Here is a 17,220-nt window from a genome sequence, read left to right on the forward strand (position 1 = left end):
CTGTCGCTGCCGGCCGCCGGATGAAGGCGGCGGCGCGGTTCATGCCTCGCACAATCCGGCCGGCATCGCCATATGGCGTCCTGTCCGAGCGTTTCTGAGAGGATGAGCATCGCCCGATGCCCAGTTGGAGTTCCCTTGTCGACGAGGCCTGGATCGCGGCCAGGAGCATCGCCGACTATGCGGCGGGCACGCTCCATCCCACCGTCCGCCTCGGCGTCACCGGCCTGTCGCGTGCCGGCAAGACCGTGTTCATCACCGCCATGGTGCAGGCCCTGGTCGAGGGAGGGCGGCTGCCGGTGTTCCGGGCGCAGGCGGAGGGGCGAATCGCCCGTGCTTCCCTGTCGCCCCAGCCCGACGACACGGTGCCGCGCTTCGACTACGAGGTGCATCTGGCCGATCTCACCGGCCCGGACCGGCGCTGGCCGGATTCGACCCGGCAGATTTCCGAGCTGCGGCTGGTGATCGAGTTCCAGTCGGCTCGCCGCTTCGGCTCCTCCATGTCGACCCTGACGCTCGACATCGTCGATTATCCCGGCGAATGGCTGCTCGACCTGCCGCTCCTGCAGAAAGCCTATGCCGAGTGGTCGGCCGAGACCCTGGCCGCCAGCCGCGGCGGCTCGCGCCTCGCCCTCGCCACCGATTGGCATGCCCATCTGGCGGGCCTCGTGCCGGAAGGGCCGGCGGACGAAGGCGCGGCGCGCGTCGCCGCCCAGCTCTTCACCGCCTATCTCAAGGCCGGGCGCGATGCGCGCTTCGCCCTGTCGACGCTGCCGCCCGGCCGTTTCCTCATGCCCGGCGACCTTGAGGGCTCGCCGGCCCTGACCTTCGCGCCGCTCGACCTCGCCGAGGGTGCGAAGCCGGAGGCCGGCTCGCTGCATGCGATGATGGAGCGGCGATTCGAGGCCTACAAGCACAAGGTGATCCGGCCCTTCTTCACCGAGCATTTCGCCCGGCTCGACCGGCAGATCGTGCTGGTCGACGCGCTCGCCGCCTTCAATGCCGGGCCGCAGGCGGTGCGGGACCTGGAGAACGCCCTGGCCTCGGTGCTGTCGGCCTTCCGGGTCGGGACCAACTCCTGGTTCTCGGCGATCTTCCGGCCCAAGGTGCAGAAGATCCTGTTCGCGGCCACCAAGGCCGACCATCTCCACCACACCAGCCACGACCGGCTGGAGGCGATCCTGCGCCGCCTCGCCGACGGTGCCATCGAGCACGCCGCCTTTGCTGGGGCCGAGGTGGACGTGGTGGCGCTGGCCTCCGTGCGCGCCACGCGCGAGGCGACGGTGAAGCAGGGACGCGAGAGCCTGCCCTGCATCGTCGGCACGCCGATGGCGGGCGAATCCTCCCCCACCGAGGTCTTCGACGGCACTGCGGAGATCGCGGTCTTCCCCGGCGAATTGCCGCTCGACCCGGCGGCCGTGTTCTCCGAGGCCTATTTCGCCGGCCTGGAGAACGGCGCGGGCGAGCGGGCCGACTATCGCTTCATCCGCTTCCGCCCGCCACTGGTGGAGCCGGGGCGGGTGCTGCCGCATATCCGCCTCGACCGGGCGCTGGAATTCCTGATCGGCGACAAGCTGGCCTAGCCCCATGACCGACGACACATTGGCGTGACCCCATGACCGACGACCGTCGCAAGCCCCGCGCCTTCCGCCTCGACGACCCGAAGGTCGTGGTCGCCGATCCCGGCGCGGAACGGCCCGCCGCCGGCCTGCGCGGCGCCGTCGTGGTGACGCCCGAGCCGGACGCCGCCGCCGAAGGCATGGTCGACCCGGCGCCGCAGAGGCCGCGCCGCTCGCGCTGGGGCGCCCTGTTCTGGAGCGCCGTCGGCGGCCTCGTCTCGCTGGCCGTCGGCCTGTCGGTGACCCGGCTGATCGACGACCTGTTCTCCTATGCCGACTGGCTCGGCTGGCTCGGCGCCGCGCTCGCGGCCCTCGCAGCGCTCGCCTTCCTCGCCATCGCCATCCGCGAGATCGCCGGCCTGATGCGGCTGTCGCGGATCGAGGGCCTGCACGACCGGGCCGTCGATGCCGTCGCCCGCGACGACCGCGACCTGGCCCGCCGCCTGGTCGGTGACCTCGTCGGGCTCTATCGCAGCGACCCGCGCACCGCCCGCGCCCGCGCCGTGGTCGAAGGCGCGGCCCGCGAGATCGTCGACGGCGCCGACCTCGTGCGCGTCGCCGAGCGCGAGCTGATGGCCCCGCTCGACGCCGAGGCCCGCCGCATCGTCGCCGACGCCGCCAAGCGCGTGTCGCTGGTGACGGCGGTCAGCCCGAGGGCGCTGGTCGACATCCTGTTCGTGGCCGGCGAGACGCTGCGCCTCATCCGCCGGCTGGCGACGCTCTATGGCGGGCGTCCGGGCGGGCTCGGCCTGATCCGCCTGCTGCGCCACGCGCTCGGCAACCTGGCGATCACCGGCGGCATGGCGGCGGGCGATTCCATCGTCAGCCAGGCGCTCGGCCATGGCCTGGCCTCGCGTATCTCCGCCAAGCTGGGGGAAGGGGTGCTCAACGGCATCCTGATCGCCCGGCTCGGCCTCGCCGCCATCGCGGCCACGCGTCCGCTGCCCTTCACCGTGCTGCCGCAGCCGACCGTCGCCGACGTCGCCGGCGGCCTGTTCGCCAAGGACAGGCCCGCGGCCGAGGGGCGGCCGGCGGACTGAGGCCGGGCCGCGCCGGCCGGCAATTTCTGCCGGCGTGCCGGCCGTTTTTGCCGCCCTCTAGGCTCGCCTTGCCTGCAACACATTGATCGGACGTGCTTATTTTCTGGCACGTCCCCTGCAGATACCTCCGCGGGTCATTGCGCCGCATCGGCGCGGGTGCATTCGGAGCAGGGGTATGGGCATCTTCAACGCCTTGTCGACGGCGGTCAGCGGACTGAGGGCGCAGTCCTTCGCCCTGGAGAACATTTCCGGCAACATCGCCAACTCGCAGACCGTCGGCTACAAGCGCAACGACACCAGCTTCTCCGACCTGGTGTCCGCCGACGGCGACGCGCGGATGCAGACCTCCGGCTCGGTGCGGGCGCTCACCCGCTCGACCAACAGCGTGCAGGGCGGCATCGAGGGGTCCGACATCGCCACCCATATGGCGATCAACGGCGACGGCTATTTCGTGCTGGCGAACAAGGCCGGCACGGTCGACGGCAGGCCGGTCTTCGGCTCGGAGAGCCTCTACACCCGCCGTGGCGATTTCGCCCTCGACAAGGACGGCTACCTCGTCAACGGCGCCGGCTATTATCTGAAGGCGCTGCCGGTCGATCCGGCCACCGGCAATCCCTCGTCCAGCCTCCCGGCGCCCGTGCAGCTCACCAACGACTTCCTGCCGGCCAAGCAGACGCAGACCGTCAGCTATCGGGCCAACCTGCCGCAATTCCCGCTGACATCGAAGGCCGACACCAAGGTGCCCGGCAGCGAGCTCCTGCCGGGCGCGCTGATCAATCCGGCCGGACCGGCCGGCACCTCCATCTCCAAGAACGAGACGACCAGCTTCCTGGCCAACTCGATCTCCGGCGGGGCCGTCACCAGCTACGACGCCAACGGCAATCCGGTGAACCTGCAGTTCCGCTGGGCCAAGACCGCCAGCACGCCGGATGCGACCTGGAACCTGTTCTACCTGAAGGACTCCGCGCCGACCGCGGCCGGCGACGTCGCCTGGCAGAATGTCGGCACCGACTTCAAGTTCAACGCGTCGGGGCAGATGACCAGCCCGGCGAGCGGCGTGGTGTCGCTGACCGGCGTCGCGGTCGCCGGCGTCACCCTCGGCAATGTCAGCCTGGATTTCGGCAGCAAGGGACTGACGCAATATGCCGACGCCAACGGCACGGTGAAGGTCAACAACCTGTCGCAGGACGGCTATTCGGCCGGCGAGGTCATCGGCGTCGCCGTCAACGACGGCGGGCGCATCGTCGCCAATTACTCCAACGGCCAGACCTTGGAGATCGCCCGCGTCACTCTGGCCGCGTTCAACGGGCAGGATGCGCTGCAAAAGCGCGACGGCGGCGCCTTCGCCGAGACGCTCGCCTCGGGTCCGCCGATCCTCGGCGCCTCCGCCCAGATCACCGGCTCCTCGGTCGAAGGCTCGAACACCGACATCGCCACGGAGTTCTCCAAGCTGATCGTTACGCAGCAGGCTTATTCGGCCAACACCCGCATCGTCTCGACCGCCGACCAGATGATGCAGGAAACCCTCGGCATGAAGCGCTGATCCGCTTCAGGTATAGCAGGGGCCGGCCATGAGCCTTTCCAGCGCCTTGATGTCGGCCCTGTCGGGGCTGCGCACCACGCAGTCCGGCATGGGCATCGTCGCCAACAATGTCGCCAATGCCGGTTCGGCGAACTATTCGCGCCGGGTCCAGCTCAACTTGGAGAGCGTGTCGGGGAGCAACGGCACGGGCGTGCGCGCCGGCGAAGTGTCGCGCCTGCTCGACACGCTGGTGCAGAAGCAGCTCTGGACGGAATCGGCCGGCGGCAGTTTCGCCGCCACCAAGCTCGACTATCACAGCCGGCTCGACACGCTGTTCGGCACGCCGGGCAGTGCCAACTCGCTCGACGGCATCTTCAACAGCTTCACCACGTCGATCCAGGCCCTGGCCTCGACCCCGGACAGCAGCACCGCCCGCACCGAGGCGCTCAACAGCGCCCAGGTGCTGGCTCAGCAGCTCAATGGCATCAGCTCCGACATCCAGGACCTGCGCAGCGGGGCCGAGATGCAGATCGCCCAATCGGTCCAGGACGCCAACGACGCCCTTGCCGGGCTGAAGCGCGTCAGCGACCAGATCGACAAGACGGTCGCGGGCGGCGATGTGCCGCCGGCTTTGCTCGACGAGCGCGACGGCTACATCGCCCAGCTCGCCACGCTGATGGACATCAAGGTTTCGCCCGCCGGGGGCAACAGGATCGCGGTCTTCACCAGCTCCGGCGCCCTGCTCTTCGACGGCCAGCCCGCCAGGCTCGCCTTCGACAGCCGCGGCGACCTCGGGGCCCAGGCGCTCTACGGCACCGATCCGGCCAAGCGCGGCGTCGGCACGATCACGCTGACCGCATCCGACGGCTCGACGGCCGACATGATCGGCACCAATCTCATCCGCTCCGGCAAGATCGCCGCCCTCGTCGAGCTGCGGGACACCACGCTGGTCCAGGCCCAGACCCAGCTCGACACCATCGCCGCGCAGATGTCGCTCGCCCTGTCCAACAGGACGGTGGCCGGCACCCCGGCCGGCGCCGGCGGCCAGACTGGCTTCTCGCTCGACATGGCAGGGTTGCAGAAGGGCAACCCGCTGACCGTCTCCTACTCCAGCGGCGGCGTCGCCAGGCAGGTGGTCTTCGTCGAAGTCGGCTCGGGCACGCCCCTGCCGCTGCCGGCCTCCGCCAATGGCGGGGCCTCCAAGGTCGAGGTGGTCGGCTACGCCGGCGGAGCGGCCGGGGCGCGGGCCGCGGTCTCCGCCAGGCTCGGCGCCGGCTTCACCGTGTCCGGCACCGGCTCGACCATCACGGTGCTCGACGACGGCGCCGGCGGCTCCACCGACGTCACGGGGCTCGGCGCCTCGGTGACCAACACGGCGACGAGCGGGCAGGGCACGCCGCTGCCCCTGTTCGTCGACGGCAGCGGCGGCGCGCCCTACACCGGCAATTTCGAGAACGGGATGTCGCAGCGCACCGGCTTCGCCGGGCGCATCACCGTCAACCGCGCCGTCCTCGCCGACTCCTCCCTGCTGGTCCAGTACGGCCCCGGCATCCAGTCCGGCGATGCCGCCCGGCCCCAGGCCATCCTCGACGCCCTGACCAGGACGCAGATGCCCTTCCAGCCGGACACCGGCATCGGCGGCTCGGCCAGTCCCTTCACCGGCACGGTCGGGTCGTTCACCCGGACGGTGGTCGAGGCCCAGGGCAGGGCGACCGAGGTCGCCAAGAACATCGAGTCCGGCCAGCGCATCGTCGTCAATGCCCTCACCGACAAGCTCAAGGCCGGGTCCGGCGTCAACATCGACACCGAGATGTCCAATCTCCTGAGCCTGCAGAACGCCTACGCCGCCAATGCCCGCGTCATGTCCACCATCCAGGACATGCTGAAGACATTGATGAACATGTAGGACAGGCTGGCATCATGATGTCGATTTCAATCGGGCGAAATGCCTTCTAAGCAGGTTCTCTCGAACCTGCTTACACTTATAAATTCGAGCAGCATTGATTTTGCATTGAAAATGCCAAGTCAATCGTGGCGAGAGCCACGAGAAGCTGCTTAGGGAGCGATAGCGATGCAGATCGGTTCCGGCAACCTGCTCTCGGCGGCCCTCGGGCGTTCGATGGTCGAGCTGCGCTCGACCTTCGACGATCTCACCTGGCAGCTCTCCTCCGGCAAGCTCTCGCAGACCTATGGCGGGCTCGGCACCGGGCGCGCCACCTCGCTCGCCATGCGGGCGCAGATCAGCCAGCTCCAGGGCTATGGCAGCACGATCAGCGACGTGGACCTGCGCATCCGCACCCTGTCCACCTCGCTCACGCGGCTGAGCACGCTGGCCTCCGAGCAGCGCTCCGACACGGACCCGACCGACAACGTCATCGTCGCCAACGGCCAGACCCGCCCGCAGATCGACGCCCGCTCCCGCCTCGAGGAGGCGCTGTCGCTGCTCGGCACCGACATCGCCGGCAGCTACATCTTCGGCGGCCGGGCGACCAGCGCCAGCCCGGTGATGACCGCGGACAAGATCCTGGACGGCGATGGCACGGCGATCGGCCTGCGCGGCGTGATCGCCGAGCGGCGCGCCGCGGATCGCGGCGTCGTCGACGTCAACCTGGTCGGAACCGACAAGGTCGGACGGCTCGACATCTCCGCGCCGAGCGCCACGGGCTTCACCCTGCGCCAGGACGGGGTGCATCCGTTCGGCTTCAAGCTGGCCGGCGGGGCGACGACGATGCCGGGTGCGGCCGTCGCCGGCCCGGGCGGCACGCCGCCGCAGATGTCGGTCTCGCTCTCGGCCCAGCCGAGCGAGGGGCAGACCATCCGTCTCACCCTGGCCCTGCCGGACGGCACCACCGACGACATCACCCTGACCGCGACGGCCAGTCCGGACGGCGCCGATGCCGGCCAGTTCCGCATCGGCGCCACGGTGGCGGAGACGGTGAAGAACCTGCGCAACGCCGTGGTCGGCAACCTCGACACCCGCTCGCAGACGACGCTGGCCGCCTCCTCCTCGGTGGTCGCGGCACAGGACTTCTTTGCCGGCGGCCCCCACACGCCGCCGAGGCGCGTCGACCTGACGCCGCCGGCGACGGCCGCCACCGCCACGGCGCTGCGCGGCGCAACGCCCACCGACACGGTCGTCTGGTACACCGGCGACGATGATCCATCCGTCGGCGCCCGCCAGTCGGCGACGGCCAGGATCGACACGTCGATGTCCGTCGACTACGGGGTGCGGGCCAAAGAGACCGGGATCGCCAAGGTGGTCGGGGCGCTGGCCCTGTTCGCCGCCGAGGTCTACCCGTCGGGCGACACCCAGGCGGCAGCCCGCAACACCGCCCTGTCCGACCGCGTCCGCTCGGCCCTGCAGACCGGCGGCGGCTCCGGCACGGTGACGGCCATCACCACCGAACTCGCCGGCGCCCAGCGCGCGGCCGCCTCCGCCGGCGACCGCCACAAGCTCGCGATCAACACCGCCCAGGACCTGGTCTCCGGGGTGGAGGACGCCAATGACGAGACGGTGGCCGCTTCGCTGCTGGCGGTGCAGACGCGGCTGCAGGCGAGCTACCAGACGACGGCGATGCTCTCCAAGCTGACGCTGGTCAACTTCCTGTCCTGAGGCGGCCCGACGTCCCGTCTCCGGGACGGTGCGCAGCGCCGCGTCCGAACCGGCACCGGCCGCCCGGCTCTCCTCGGGGACGAGGGGAGGGCGTCCGGTCGTGGCGGCCGGAGCCTTTGGCTTCGTCGGCAGATACGCGAGTCGCTTGACGATTGCGCTTTGGGCTCGTCCTCTCAGCCATCATGGCCGGACTTGATCCCATAGGCGCTAAGATAAGCGATCGTTGGGGAAATGGGCTCATCCGTTCAATCGCGTCATGGCCGGACTTGATCCGGCCATCCACGCGGACGCCAACGACACAGAATCGGGCGACGATAGCCCTGAGTCGCCATGTTCGCGTGGATGGCCGGATCAAGTCCGGCCATGACGGCTGAGAAGACGCCGCCTTTTCGAGCTGTGGCATGGTCCGGTCCGATCTTGGCGCCTACGCAGACAAGCCCGATCCTTTGCCGATGCAAACGACGATCCCCCCGGATCCGGAGATCCAGGGGGATGACATGTGGCGGGTACGCAAAACCCTATCCCGCGCAATCAGGCGTCCGTTGGCTTCCCCGCCCCGGTCTGCCGATCTCGAATGAAGCTGTATCAGGCCGGTGGTCTCAGGCCGCTGGCGAGTTCCCGGTTGAGGTTGACGAGGACCTTGATCTTGTCGACCGACGGCGCCTGGGCGGTGTCGAGGATCTGGCCGAGGATGAAGATGCCGAGATTGGCGACGTTCTCGCGGATGCCGACCGGGAGCGGATTCTCCGGGTTGGTCACGGCCGCCAGAAGAAACGTCCAGAGTTTCTTGTTGTATTCGAGCGCATCGGCAAGGTCTCTGCGCTTGTCGTTCCAATTGTCTTCGACGGCCTGCAGCTGGCGAGCCGCCTTCAGCAGAAGCGATGCCTCAAGTTCGCGAGGGCTCATCGTCACGGTCGCGGTCTTGTAGTAGGCGTTCGCCCCGCTCTGCATGCGCCATCAATTCCTGTTCGTACTCGATCAGTTCGCGAGCATCCTTGAGAGCTTTGTACATGCTGCCAGTTAAAATTCTATTGTTAATGCTCTCGACGATTCGCAGCGTCGAAGGAGCCGCGGTGATCAGATCCTGGACCAGCGCGAAATAGGCCGGGTGGTGATCGGCCGGCGTCTTCGACAGATACATGCCCTGGACGGCGAGGTAGATGCGCTTGGCCACCGTGTCGGCGGCGTCCGGCGTCATGATGTCCTTCTCGCGCAGCAGCGGCGCGTCGCCGGCGATGGTGAGCTTGGTGCGCCCGCCCTCGTTCGTGATCAGCGAATCGCCGAGGATGATGCGTTCGCCATGCTTGAGTTCCACTTTCAGGGACATGGGAGCTCCTTGCCGAGTCGCCGCCGGGGGTAGGGTAGCGTGCATCGCACAAAAGCAAAACGGCGGCGCCGGAGCGCCGCCGTCGTGGTGCTTGATGGGCCCGGCCGGGCTCAGCGCAGGAACTGCAGGACCGCCTGGTCCGCCTGCGAGGCGAAGGACAGCGAGGTCGTCTGCAACTGCTGGCGGGTGTTGAGGGCCAGCAGGTTGGCGCCTTCCTCGTTGGTGTCGGCCAGCGTCAGATTGTCGGAGCCGACCTGCAGCGTGTTGGTCAGCGCCTTGGTGAAGTCCTGCCGGTTCTGCACGATCGACAGCTTCGAGCCGAAGGCCGCCGACTGCGAGCGCAGCGTGGTCAGGGCGTCGGTGAGCTTGCCGAGGCGGGCGTCGAGCGCGTCGTCCGAGCCGAACTCGGTGACGGTCGCCGCGTCGATGCCCAGCGTCGTCGTGCTGATGCCGTTGGGATCCTTCGACTGGATCGTCAGGCTGGAGGTCGAGGTCTCGTTGAAGTTGAGCTTCAGCGTGTCGCCGCGCAGCAGGTTGATGCCGTTGAAGGAGGCATCGTCGGCCAGCTTGTTGAGCTGGTCGCGCACTTCGTTGAACTGCGTCACCAGGTTCTGACGCACCTCGTTGCCGCCGATCACGCGGGTGCCGGTGCCGCCGTCGAAGGTCGAGGAGCCGGCGTTGAAGCCGGTGACCGTCAGGTCGCTGGTCGAGAAGTTCTCGATGCGCAGCTTGCCGCTGTCGTTGGAGGCGCGGACCTTGCCGGCCAGGCTCGTGTCGGCGTTGACGCTGTCGGCGATCTGGTCGACCGTCTTGGCGGTGTAGGAGGTGGTGCCCGCGCCGAAGACGCCGGCGGAGGCCGTGCCGCCCACGGTGATGGCGCTGTTGCCGCCGGTGGCCGTCAGCTTGATGACGCCGTTGTCGTTGGTCGCGGTGATGCCGCCGTTGCCGCCGGTCGCCGCGTTGAGCGACGCGTTGATCTTGTTGACCGCATCGTCCACCGTGTCGGCTGCGGTGAGGGTCGCCGAGACCGCGACATTGCCGTTGAGCTTGTCGTTCTGGATCGTGAACGTGCCGGCGGTGGCGGTGTAGGCGCCGCCGGTCACGACGGTGTTGTTGAGGGCCACCGAGACGTTGCCGACGCCCTGGCCGCCGTTGAGCGTCAGGTTCTTGGCGGTCGCGCCGGTCAGGCTGCTGTCGAGGGAGTAGGAGGCGTTCTTGTAGGATTTGTCCTGGCGGGCCTGGCGCACGGTCGCCTGCAGCGACTCGATCGAGGTGGTGATGGCGCTGATGCCGTTGTCCGCCGCCTTCAGCGTCTGGATGCCGTTGGAGATGCCGTCGAGCAGGTTGGTGAGGTCGCTCGACCGGCTGGTCAGGGCGGCGGCGGTGAAGAAGTTCGACGGGTTGTCGAGAGCGGAGTTGACTTTCTTGCCGGTCGAGAGGCGGCCCTGGGTCAGGTCCTTGAGAGCGGCGGTCTGCTGGAGGTTGAGCAGGTTGGAGCGCACACCCGCCGACAGGGTGATGTTCGAAGCCATGATGGTCTTCCCTTCCTAGGAAGCTTGAGACGCTCTCATCCTGAGAGCGAGGTCATGGATGCACCGGCAGGCTCTAAGAAGGCGTTAAGCGGATATCCCGGATTTCCGCCGATCCCTGACTTTGCCGGCTTGGTGAAGGAAAGCTTGCCGGCCGGCTCAGGCGGTTTTCTCGACGGCGGCGGGCGCGGCGTCCTCGATCTGCTTGAGATAGGCGCGCAGGCCCAGCAGGGCCTGGCTGGGGATCTGCAGGATGACGTCGCCCGTATCCGGGTCGAGCCGCTTGAACACCAGCGTGTCGGTCTTGCGGTCGCGCTCGTAGCGCGCCTCGCCGCTGCGCTGGAAGGTCTCGGCCAGCCGCGACAGCGTGGCCGCGTGCGGCGAAAGCTCCGTGCGCATGGCCTCGTGCCGCACCGGCGCCGTCACGCTCTGCCGGGGCGGCAGTTCGGTCGCCACCGCTCCGCGCGGCGCCAGCGTGTCGAACCGTACCGGCTCGACGGGCGCGGTGCTGAACGATTGCCTGAGCGCTCCTGCATCCATCGCCACCTCCTGCGGCCGAGCAAGCCCTCCTTCTGTAGCCTGCAACGTGACGATCGCGAAGGCGAGTTAAGTCCCCGTTAGGGAATAGGGTGAATCACGCGGGCCCACGTGATTCGGCGGCGGGACCTCGAGGTCACGCCGGCCGTCGGGGGCAGGGCGTTCTGCCGTCCCCGGCGGCCGATGCCGCGAGGGTGGCTTCAGAGCGAGCGCGAGACCGCGATCGGGCGGGCGGCGTTGCGCGACAAGCCCGACATGGCGCCGGCGGCGCCGTACGTGCGGGCCGAGTTCCGGCTGGCGACCTCCTCGGCGACGCCGCGCACCAGCGTCTCGGACACGGAGCGGGCCGTGGCCAGGACCGCCATGTTGACCTGCAGCTCGCCGCGGAACGCCTCCTGCCGGCAGCGCAACTGGTCGACCAGCACCGGCGCGTGGCGTCCGACGATGGCGGCGTTGGCGCGCAGCGTCTCGAGCGCCAGGGCGTATTGGCGCGACAGCTCCGCCTTGGCCTCGTGCAACTGCGTCGCCGCCTTGATCCGGGCATCGCGGACCAGGCGCGTTTCCTCGGCCAGGATCGGCACCAGCCGGTCGAGCAGGCCGCCGATCTCGGCGCACAGGGTCTCGGCGTCGGCCGGGGTGGCGATGACGCGCGCGGTCAGGGGAAGCGGGGCGGGGTCCGTCATGGCGGCTCCTTGGCTTGGGGGATATGACGTCGCATCAGGCGCCCCGGCTTTCCTGCAGGGCGAGGATGTCGCGATAGACGCTGTCGGCGATGCCGATGCCGCCGCTCTTGGCGATGCCGCCGGCATAGGTCTGCACCAGGAGGCTGCGCCAGGCGCCGCCGGCCTCGCCCTCGCCGAGCGGGCCTTCCTTGCCGATCCCGGTGAACATCTCCTCGATCATGGTGTTTAGGAAGACGGACTCGAATTCCTGCGCGGAGGCGCGCGCCTTGGCCTGCGGCGTGCCGGGCGCGGCCGTCCGGCCGGTGTCGAGCGTCGGCAGCACGCGGCCGCCACCGGGATGGAAGGAGAGGGCGGCCATCACATCACCTCGATCTCGGCCTGCAGCGCGCCGGCGGCCTTGATCGCCTGCAGGATCGAGATGAGGTCGCGCGGGCCGACGCCGAGCGCGTTGAGCCCGTCGACCAGTTCGTTCAGGGTCACGCCGGCGCGCACGGTGGCGAGCCGCCGGTTCGAGCTGTCGTCGACGCTGATGCCGGTGCGCGGCAGCACCACGGGCGGCGCGTTGGTGAAGGGGGCCGGCATCGCCGCCTGCGGCGTCTCGGTGATGGTGACGGTGAGGTTGCCCTGGGCGATCGCCACTTCCGACACCCGCACGTCCCGGCCCATGACGATGATGCCGGACTGCTCGTCGATGATCACCTTGGCCGGCAGGTCGGGGTCGACCCTGAGCTGCTCCACCTCGGTCAGCAACTGCACGATGTTGCCGTTGAACCGGCCGGGAACCCTGATGCCGACCGTGCCGGGATTGGTCGGCTGGGCGACGGGCTGGCCGAGATATTCGTTGATCGCGGCGGCGATGCGCTTGGCGGTGGTGAAGTCGGGATTGCGCAGGGCCAGGCGCAGCATCGTCAGCTTGGAGAAGTCGAAGACGATCTCCCGCTCGACCACGCCGCCATTGGCGATGCGCCCGACGGTCGGCACGCCGCGGGTGATCTTGGCCGCCGCGCCCTCGGCCTGGAAGCCGGCGATGGCGACCGAGCCCTGTGCCACCGAATAGACCTCGCCGTCGGCGCCGAGCAGCGGCGTCACCAGGAGCGTGCCGCCCTGCAGCGACTTGGCATCGCCCAGCGCCGAGACGCTGACGTCGATGCGCGTGCCCTGGGTGGCGAATGGCGGCAGGTTGGCCGTCACCATCACCGCCGCCACGTTGCCGGTGCGCAAGTTGGCGCCGCGGGTGTTGACGCCGAGCCGTTCCAGCATCGCGGTCAGCGACTGCTTGGTGAAGGCGGTGTTGTTGAGCGTGTCGCCGGTGTTGTTCAGGCCGACCACCAAGCCGTAGCCGATGAGCTGGTTCTCACGCACGCCTTCGACGTCGACGATGTCCTTGATTCGCGATTCAGCCTGGGCCGGCGCCGCCGCGAAAGCGAGCGCGGCGCCGATCAGCAGCGTCGCAAGCCGGGGGAGGAAGCGCGAAGGCATGGCGGATCCGACGGGTTGCTGCCGGCACGGCCGGCGGTCCCGATCGTGGCTGCAAGAGGCCTGCCAATTGCAAAACAAGGGGTAACGTCATGATTTAAATCATGAATGCTCTTCCTCGGTCGCCGGCTCGCGGAGCTCGCGCGGCAGGCTCTGCCGGGTGCCGGCGGCAAAAATTGCCGCCTTCTTTACCGGTTGTTAACCATGATGGCCGATCCATGGCCATATCGAGTGACCGACGAGATCCCGCATGCGCATCGACGGCTCCGGACGCATCATCGACGCCCGTCCCTTCGGCGCGGCCGCCCGCGCCCCGGGGGGCGGATCGCGCTTCTCCCTCGGGTCGGCGGAGGGCGCGCCCGAAGCGGCGGCCAGCCGGGCCGCTCCCGCCCTCTCGGGTCTGGAGGCGATGCTGGCGCTGCAGGCGGTCGAGGATCCGCTCGGGCGTCGTCGCAAGGCCATGCGCCGCGGCCACAGCCTGCTCGACATGCTCGACGAGCTCAAGATCGCCCTGCTCGGCGGCGCCGTCTCCACGGCCGATTCCTCGCGGCTCTCGGCGCTGCTGCACGATGCGCGCGAGAGCGTCGACGACCCGGTGCTGGAGGGGGTCCTGTCCGAGATCGACCTGCGTGCCGCAGTGGAACTGGCCAAGCTGGAACGGCGGCCGGCCTGAGCCGGGCTGCCGGAAAGCCGAAAATAACACTGCGATCGCAGATATTTGACGACGAGATGTCGAAGCGGCCGGCATTTCGACCGTCCGATGACGTTCTTGACGATTGTCCCGGCGACCTTGTCCGACTATAGACCACGCCCCAGGTGCAGTGGAGAGTCGGCAGATGATGTCGATGAGTTTGGACGCTGATTACCGTCCGAGTGACGACGAGCCCTTCATGAACGAGCGGCAGCGTGATTATTTCCGCCGCAAGCTGTTGAGTTGGAAGCAGGATATCCTCCGGGAAGCACAGGACACCATCGCGAACCTGCAGGCCGAGAACGAGAATCATCCCGACCTGGCCGACCGCGCCTCGTCGGAGACGGATCGCGCGATCGAGCTGCGGGCCCGCGACCGGCAACGCAAGCTGATCTCCAAGATCGATGCTGCGTTGTCGCGCATCGAAGACGGGTCCTACGGCTACTGCGAGGAGACGGGGGAGCCGATCTCGCTCCGCCGTCTCGATGCTCGGCCGATAGCGACCCTGTCGCTGGAGGCGCAGGAGCGGCACGAACGCCGCGAGCGCGTCTATCGCGACGACTGAACTCCCGAAACCCGGTGCCAGCGCCGGGTTTCGGCTTTCCGGGGCCGGTTTTCACGAAGCCGGCATGGCTGCGCCATTTGTCGCGTCCGCCGTGCTTGACTTCCGTCCCGGCCTCCTATGGTCATCGGGCATGGCCGAGCCGTTCCACGCCCTGATGCGCCGCCTCCTCGCCGCCCTGCTGGTGGCGGGGCTGGTGTCCGGCGGGCTCGGCCATGGCGCCGGGGCCTATGACGGCGCCGCGAAGGCGACGGTGACCATCGCCGGCATTGCCGTCACGCTGTGCCAGACCGACGACGGCGCCGGCGACGACACCGGCAAGAGCGGGCTCCATCACGACTGCGACCAGTGCCTGATGCGGCTGGCGGCGGTGCTCGCCGCGCCTCAGCCGGTGCCGGCGCCCGTGCTCTTCGTCCTCGCGCCCGAGGAGCGGCCGACCGTGCCGCAGCGCATGGCGGGCGGTCCTGCCTGGTCGGCGCATCGCGCGCGCGGCCCGCCGGCGGTCTAGCCGCCGCCACCTCGCCCTTCCCACCGTCATTCCCATCGCGACCGACGCGCCTCCGTGCCGTCGGCGATGGTTCGGGACTCCACCATGCGCATGATCCATCTCGCGGGCGCCCTGGCGCTCCTCGCCGTCACCGCCTCCGCCTTCGCCCACCAGGCCAAGGTCGGCGGCATCGTCATCCACCATCCCTGGACCCGCGCCACCCCGCCGGGCGCAAAGGTCGCCGGCGGCTATGCCGCCATCGAGAACACCGGCAAGGAGGCCGACAGGCTGATCGGCGGCTCGTTCTCCGCCGCCGACGGCTTCGAGGCCCACGACATGTCGGTCAAGGACGGCGTCATGACCATGCGGCCGATCGAGGGCGGGGTGGAGATCCCGCCCGGCGGCACGGTCGAATTCAAGCCCGGCGGCAAGCACATCATGTTCACCGGCCTCAAGCGCCCGCTGAAGGAAGGCGAGATGGTCGAGGGCACGCTGGTCTTCGAGAAGGCCGGCACCGTCGAGCTCGACTTCTCGGTCGAGGCCATCGGAGCCAAGGGCGCCGGCCATGATGCCCATATGCCGGCCGAATGAGGAGGGACCAAGCGATGTCGTCCCGTATGAAGATGATCGCCTACGGCGTCTGGGGCGCCACGGTGCTGGCCGTGGCCGTGCTGGCGCTCGGCTACACCAGCTTCGGCTGGTTCTCGCCCGTCGGATCGGTCCAGACGAGCACCATCGGCGGACCATTCAGCCTGACCGACCAGGACGGCAGGACCGTCACGGACAAGTCCTTCCTAGGCAAGCCGACCGCCTATTTCTTCGGCTACACCCATTGCCCCGACGCCTGCCCGACCACGCTGACCGACATGAGTGACCGGCTCAAGGCCCTGGGAGCGGATGGCGACAAGTTCAATGTCGTCTTCATCTCGATCGATCCGGCCCGCGACGACCCGGCGCTGCTCAAGGTCTATCTGGAGAGCTTCGATCCGCGCATCACCGCGGCCACCGGCACGCCGGAGCAGATCGCCTCGGTGCTGAAGTCCTTCCACGTCTATGCCAAGAAGGTCGGCGAAGGCGACAGCTACACCTTCGACCATTCCACCGCGGTCTACCTCCTGAACGCCAAGGGCGATCTGGTGACGCTGATCGACTACCAGGAGGCCCGGGACGCGGCTCTCGCCAAGATGCGGCGGGCGCTGGCCTCGTGAGCCGGCGCGTTCCCCCGGCGGCGCTGGCCGTCGTCCTCGCGCTGGTCGCCGGCGGGGCGGCCGGCGTCGCGATCGCGGTGCGGCGGGCGGCCGACGCGCCTTCGACGGCTGTCGTGGCAACGGCCGACGCCCCGGCCATGCCGCCGGCCGAGACCTTCGATCCGGTCTTCGAGCCCTGCGCCCATTGCCACCAGATCGGCGTCGGCGCCCGCGACACGTCCGGGCCGTCGCTGCAGGGGCTGATCGGGCGCAAGGCCGGGCAGGGCGGCTATCCCTACTCGCCGGCCATGCGCGACAGCGGGCTGGTCTGGGACGAGGACACGCTGTCGCGCTTCATCGCCGAGCCGCAGCGGGTCGTCCCCGGCACCCGCATGATCTTTCCCGGCATCGGCGATTCCGCACAGCGCCAGGCTGTCGTCTCCTATATCAACAGGGTCGGCGGCGCCTCGCGCTGATCCGCCGGCCCGGCCGGCGGCGGCGAGGCGCCCCCGCCCTTGGCAGCAGTCTGTCGCAATGAGTGATAAACAACTGATATCGCACGATAATCTGCGATTTCATTTGCGAATGCTTCACGTTTGCGCTGCAATCTGGCTGTCGTCGCTGATATGGAGGTTTCCGCAATGGTGTCAGTTGCGTTCCGCCGCCAGATCGAAGGCTACGGTCTGACGACCGCCAATATCCTCTACCGCCTGCCCGACCATCCCGCCCTGCTGCAGACCTATATCTGGCAGGACTACGACCTTGCGCCGCTGTTTCCCGAGCTGAAGAAGTTTCTGGACTTTTGGCGCTCCAGGCTCGATGGCATGCTGCATTCGGTCACCGTCGCCCATTCCGGGCTGATCGGTCCGGCCGAGCTGCGGACGATCGGCAGCGAGTTCAGGATTCACTGAGGCGTTTGCGGGCCACATCGCCGCCGGCGTCGCGCGGAG

19 protein-coding genes are annotated in these 17,220 nt (G+C 68.8%); 12 read left to right on the forward strand and 7 right to left on the reverse strand.

The window, feature by feature from the left end:
- Positions 1 to 116 precede the first annotated feature (116 nt).
- From AC27L4_RS18905 to AC27L4_RS18925, 5 genes are all read left to right on the forward strand, one after another.
- The gene (locus AC27L4_RS18905) at positions 117 to 1,580 is read left to right on the forward strand and encodes a YcjX family GTP-binding protein (RefSeq protein ID WP_487143894.1); all 1,464 of its coding nucleotides are present in this window, start codon (positions 117 to 119) and stop codon (positions 1,578 to 1,580) included.
- A gap of 32 nt (positions 1,581 to 1,612) precedes the next feature.
- On the forward strand, positions 1,613 to 2,656 hold the full coding sequence (locus tag AC27L4_RS18910) for a YcjF family protein (protein ID WP_487143895.1): 1,044 nt from the start codon (positions 1,613 to 1,615) through the stop codon (positions 2,654 to 2,656).
- 175 nt (positions 2,657 to 2,831) lie between these two features.
- Entirely contained in the window at positions 2,832 to 4,199 is a 1,368-nt protein-coding gene (locus AC27L4_RS18915) for a flagellar hook protein FlgE (RefSeq protein WP_487143896.1), read from the forward strand.
- Positions 4,200 to 4,227: 28 nt separating this feature from the next.
- On the forward strand, positions 4,228 to 6,084 hold the full coding sequence (gene flgK, locus AC27L4_RS18920) for a flagellar hook-associated protein FlgK (protein ID WP_487143897.1): 1,857 nt from the start codon (positions 4,228 to 4,230) through the stop codon (positions 6,082 to 6,084).
- Positions 6,085 to 6,249: 165 nt separating this feature from the next.
- Positions 6,250 to 7,791 (forward strand): hypothetical protein, encoded by a 1,542-nt coding sequence (locus AC27L4_RS18925; RefSeq protein ID WP_487143898.1) that lies wholly within the window; start codon positions 6,250 to 6,252, stop codon positions 7,789 to 7,791.
- A gap of 585 nt (positions 7,792 to 8,376) precedes the next feature.
- Here AC27L4_RS18925 and flaF read toward each other — a convergent pair.
- From flaF to AC27L4_RS18960, 7 genes are all read right to left on the reverse strand, one after another.
- A complete protein-coding gene (gene flaF / locus AC27L4_RS18930) occupies positions 8,377 to 8,697 on the reverse strand; it encodes a flagellar biosynthesis regulator FlaF (protein ID WP_487143899.1) in 321 nt (106 codons plus the stop codon).
- Positions 8,678 to 9,118 carry a flagellar biosynthesis repressor FlbT gene (flbT, locus tag AC27L4_RS18935; RefSeq protein ID WP_487143900.1) on the reverse strand — a complete coding sequence of 147 codons (441 nt, stop codon included), beginning with the start codon at positions 9,116 to 9,118 and terminating at the stop codon, positions 8,678 to 8,680. Before flbT ends, flaF begins: the two co-directional genes overlap by 20 nt.
- A gap of 110 nt (positions 9,119 to 9,228) precedes the next feature.
- Entirely contained in the window at positions 9,229 to 10,650 is a 1,422-nt protein-coding gene (locus AC27L4_RS18940) for a flagellin N-terminal helical domain-containing protein (protein WP_487143901.1), read from the reverse strand.
- 156 nt (positions 10,651 to 10,806) lie between these two features.
- Entirely contained in the window at positions 10,807 to 11,187 is a 381-nt protein-coding gene (locus AC27L4_RS18945) for a flagellar protein FlaG (protein WP_487143902.1), read from the reverse strand.
- 197 nt (positions 11,188 to 11,384) lie between these two features.
- Complete coding sequence (locus AC27L4_RS18950; protein ID WP_487143904.1) at positions 11,385 to 11,867, reverse strand: hypothetical protein; 483 nt, start codon at positions 11,865 to 11,867, stop codon at positions 11,385 to 11,387.
- Positions 11,868 to 11,901: 34 nt separating this feature from the next.
- The gene (locus AC27L4_RS18955) at positions 11,902 to 12,225 is read right to left on the reverse strand and encodes a rod-binding protein (protein ID WP_487143905.1); all 324 of its coding nucleotides are present in this window, start codon (positions 12,223 to 12,225) and stop codon (positions 11,902 to 11,904) included.
- The gene (locus tag AC27L4_RS18960) at positions 12,225 to 13,346 is read right to left on the reverse strand and encodes a flagellar basal body P-ring protein FlgI (protein ID WP_487143906.1); all 1,122 of its coding nucleotides are present in this window, start codon (positions 13,344 to 13,346) and stop codon (positions 12,225 to 12,227) included. Before AC27L4_RS18960 ends, AC27L4_RS18955 begins: the two co-directional genes overlap by 1 nt.
- Positions 13,347 to 13,593: 247 nt before the next feature.
- Here AC27L4_RS18960 and AC27L4_RS18965 point away from each other — a divergent pair, with 247 nt between their 5' ends.
- The 7 genes from AC27L4_RS18965 to AC27L4_RS18995 all read left to right on the forward strand — a co-directional run bounded on the left by AC27L4_RS18965 (position 13,594) and on the right by AC27L4_RS18995 (position 17,181).
- The gene (locus tag AC27L4_RS18965) at positions 13,594 to 14,016 is read left to right on the forward strand and encodes a flagellar assembly protein FliX (RefSeq protein WP_487143907.1); all 423 of its coding nucleotides are present in this window, start codon (positions 13,594 to 13,596) and stop codon (positions 14,014 to 14,016) included.
- A 166-nt stretch (positions 14,017 to 14,182) separates the two neighbouring features.
- On the forward strand, positions 14,183 to 14,599 hold the full coding sequence (dksA, locus tag AC27L4_RS18970; RefSeq protein ID WP_487144490.1) for an RNA polymerase-binding protein DksA: 417 nt from the start codon (positions 14,183 to 14,185) through the stop codon (positions 14,597 to 14,599).
- A 64-nt stretch (positions 14,600 to 14,663) separates the two neighbouring features.
- Positions 14,664 to 15,104, forward strand: a complete 441-nt coding sequence (locus tag AC27L4_RS18975; protein ID WP_487143908.1) for a hypothetical protein — start codon at positions 14,664 to 14,666, stop codon at positions 15,102 to 15,104.
- Between the two features lie 84 nt (positions 15,105 to 15,188).
- Positions 15,189 to 15,674 carry a copper chaperone PCu(A)C gene (locus AC27L4_RS18980; RefSeq protein WP_487143909.1) on the forward strand — a complete coding sequence of 162 codons (486 nt, stop codon included), beginning with the start codon at positions 15,189 to 15,191 and terminating at the stop codon, positions 15,672 to 15,674.
- A 14-nt stretch (positions 15,675 to 15,688) separates the two neighbouring features.
- Positions 15,689 to 16,291, forward strand: coding sequence for an SCO family protein (locus AC27L4_RS18985; RefSeq protein WP_487143910.1), 603 nt, complete (start codon positions 15,689 to 15,691; stop codon positions 16,289 to 16,291).
- Positions 16,288 to 16,746, forward strand: coding sequence for a c-type cytochrome (locus AC27L4_RS18990; RefSeq protein WP_487143912.1), 459 nt, complete (start codon positions 16,288 to 16,290; stop codon positions 16,744 to 16,746). The genes AC27L4_RS18985 and AC27L4_RS18990 overlap by 4 nt, the downstream gene beginning before the upstream one ends.
- A gap of 165 nt (positions 16,747 to 16,911) precedes the next feature.
- Positions 16,912 to 17,181: an usg protein gene (locus AC27L4_RS18995; protein ID WP_487143913.1), complete on the forward strand. Its 270-nt coding sequence runs from the start codon at positions 16,912 to 16,914 to the stop codon at positions 17,179 to 17,181.
- Positions 17,182 to 17,220: the final 39 nt, after the last annotated feature.

It is taken from the genome of Labrys sp. Lb11 (genome assembly GCF_057554225.1).

Bases quoted from the DNA above. Each gene is read 5' to 3' on its own strand.
- AC27L4_RS18985 (WP_487143910.1), top strand. From the start codon at position 15,689: ATGTCGTCCCGTATGAAGATGATCGCCTACGGCGTCTGGGGCGCCACG.
- AC27L4_RS18915 (WP_487143896.1), top strand. From the start codon at position 2,832: ATGGGCATCTTCAACGCCTTGTCGACGGCGGTCAGCGGACTGAGGGCG.
- flgK (WP_487143897.1), top strand. From the start codon at position 4,228: ATGAGCCTTTCCAGCGCCTTGATGTCGGCCCTGTCGGGGCTGCGCACC.
- flaF (WP_487143899.1), bottom strand. From the start codon at position 8,697: ATGAGCCCTCGCGAACTTGAGGCATCGCTTCTGCTGAAGGCGGCTCGC.
- AC27L4_RS18955 (WP_487143905.1), bottom strand. From the start codon at position 12,225: ATGGCCGCCCTCTCCTTCCATCCCGGTGGCGGCCGCGTGCTGCCGACG.
- AC27L4_RS18995 (WP_487143913.1), top strand. From the start codon at position 16,912: ATGGTGTCAGTTGCGTTCCGCCGCCAGATCGAAGGCTACGGTCTGACG.
- AC27L4_RS18965 (WP_487143907.1), top strand. From the start codon at position 13,594: ATGCGCATCGACGGCTCCGGACGCATCATCGACGCCCGTCCCTTCGGC.
- AC27L4_RS18975 (WP_487143908.1), top strand. From the start codon at position 14,664: ATGGCTGCGCCATTTGTCGCGTCCGCCGTGCTTGACTTCCGTCCCGGC.
- AC27L4_RS18945 (WP_487143902.1), bottom strand. From the start codon at position 11,187: ATGGATGCAGGAGCGCTCAGGCAATCGTTCAGCACCGCGCCCGTCGAG.
- AC27L4_RS18910 (WP_487143895.1), top strand. From the start codon at position 1,613: ATGACCGACGACCGTCGCAAGCCCCGCGCCTTCCGCCTCGACGACCCG.
- AC27L4_RS18980 (WP_487143909.1), top strand. From the start codon at position 15,189: ATGCGCATGATCCATCTCGCGGGCGCCCTGGCGCTCCTCGCCGTCACC.
- AC27L4_RS18925 (WP_487143898.1), top strand. From the start codon at position 6,250: ATGCAGATCGGTTCCGGCAACCTGCTCTCGGCGGCCCTCGGGCGTTCG.
- dksA (WP_487144490.1), top strand. From the start codon at position 14,183: ATGTCGATGAGTTTGGACGCTGATTACCGTCCGAGTGACGACGAGCCC.
- AC27L4_RS18950 (WP_487143904.1), bottom strand. From the start codon at position 11,867: ATGACGGACCCCGCCCCGCTTCCCCTGACCGCGCGCGTCATCGCCACC.
- AC27L4_RS18940 (WP_487143901.1), bottom strand. From the start codon at position 10,650: ATGGCTTCGAACATCACCCTGTCGGCGGGTGTGCGCTCCAACCTGCTC.
- AC27L4_RS18960 (WP_487143906.1), bottom strand. From the start codon at position 13,346: ATGCCTTCGCGCTTCCTCCCCCGGCTTGCGACGCTGCTGATCGGCGCC.
- flbT (WP_487143900.1), bottom strand. From the start codon at position 9,118: ATGTCCCTGAAAGTGGAACTCAAGCATGGCGAACGCATCATCCTCGGC.
- AC27L4_RS18905 (WP_487143894.1), top strand. From the start codon at position 117: ATGCCCAGTTGGAGTTCCCTTGTCGACGAGGCCTGGATCGCGGCCAGG.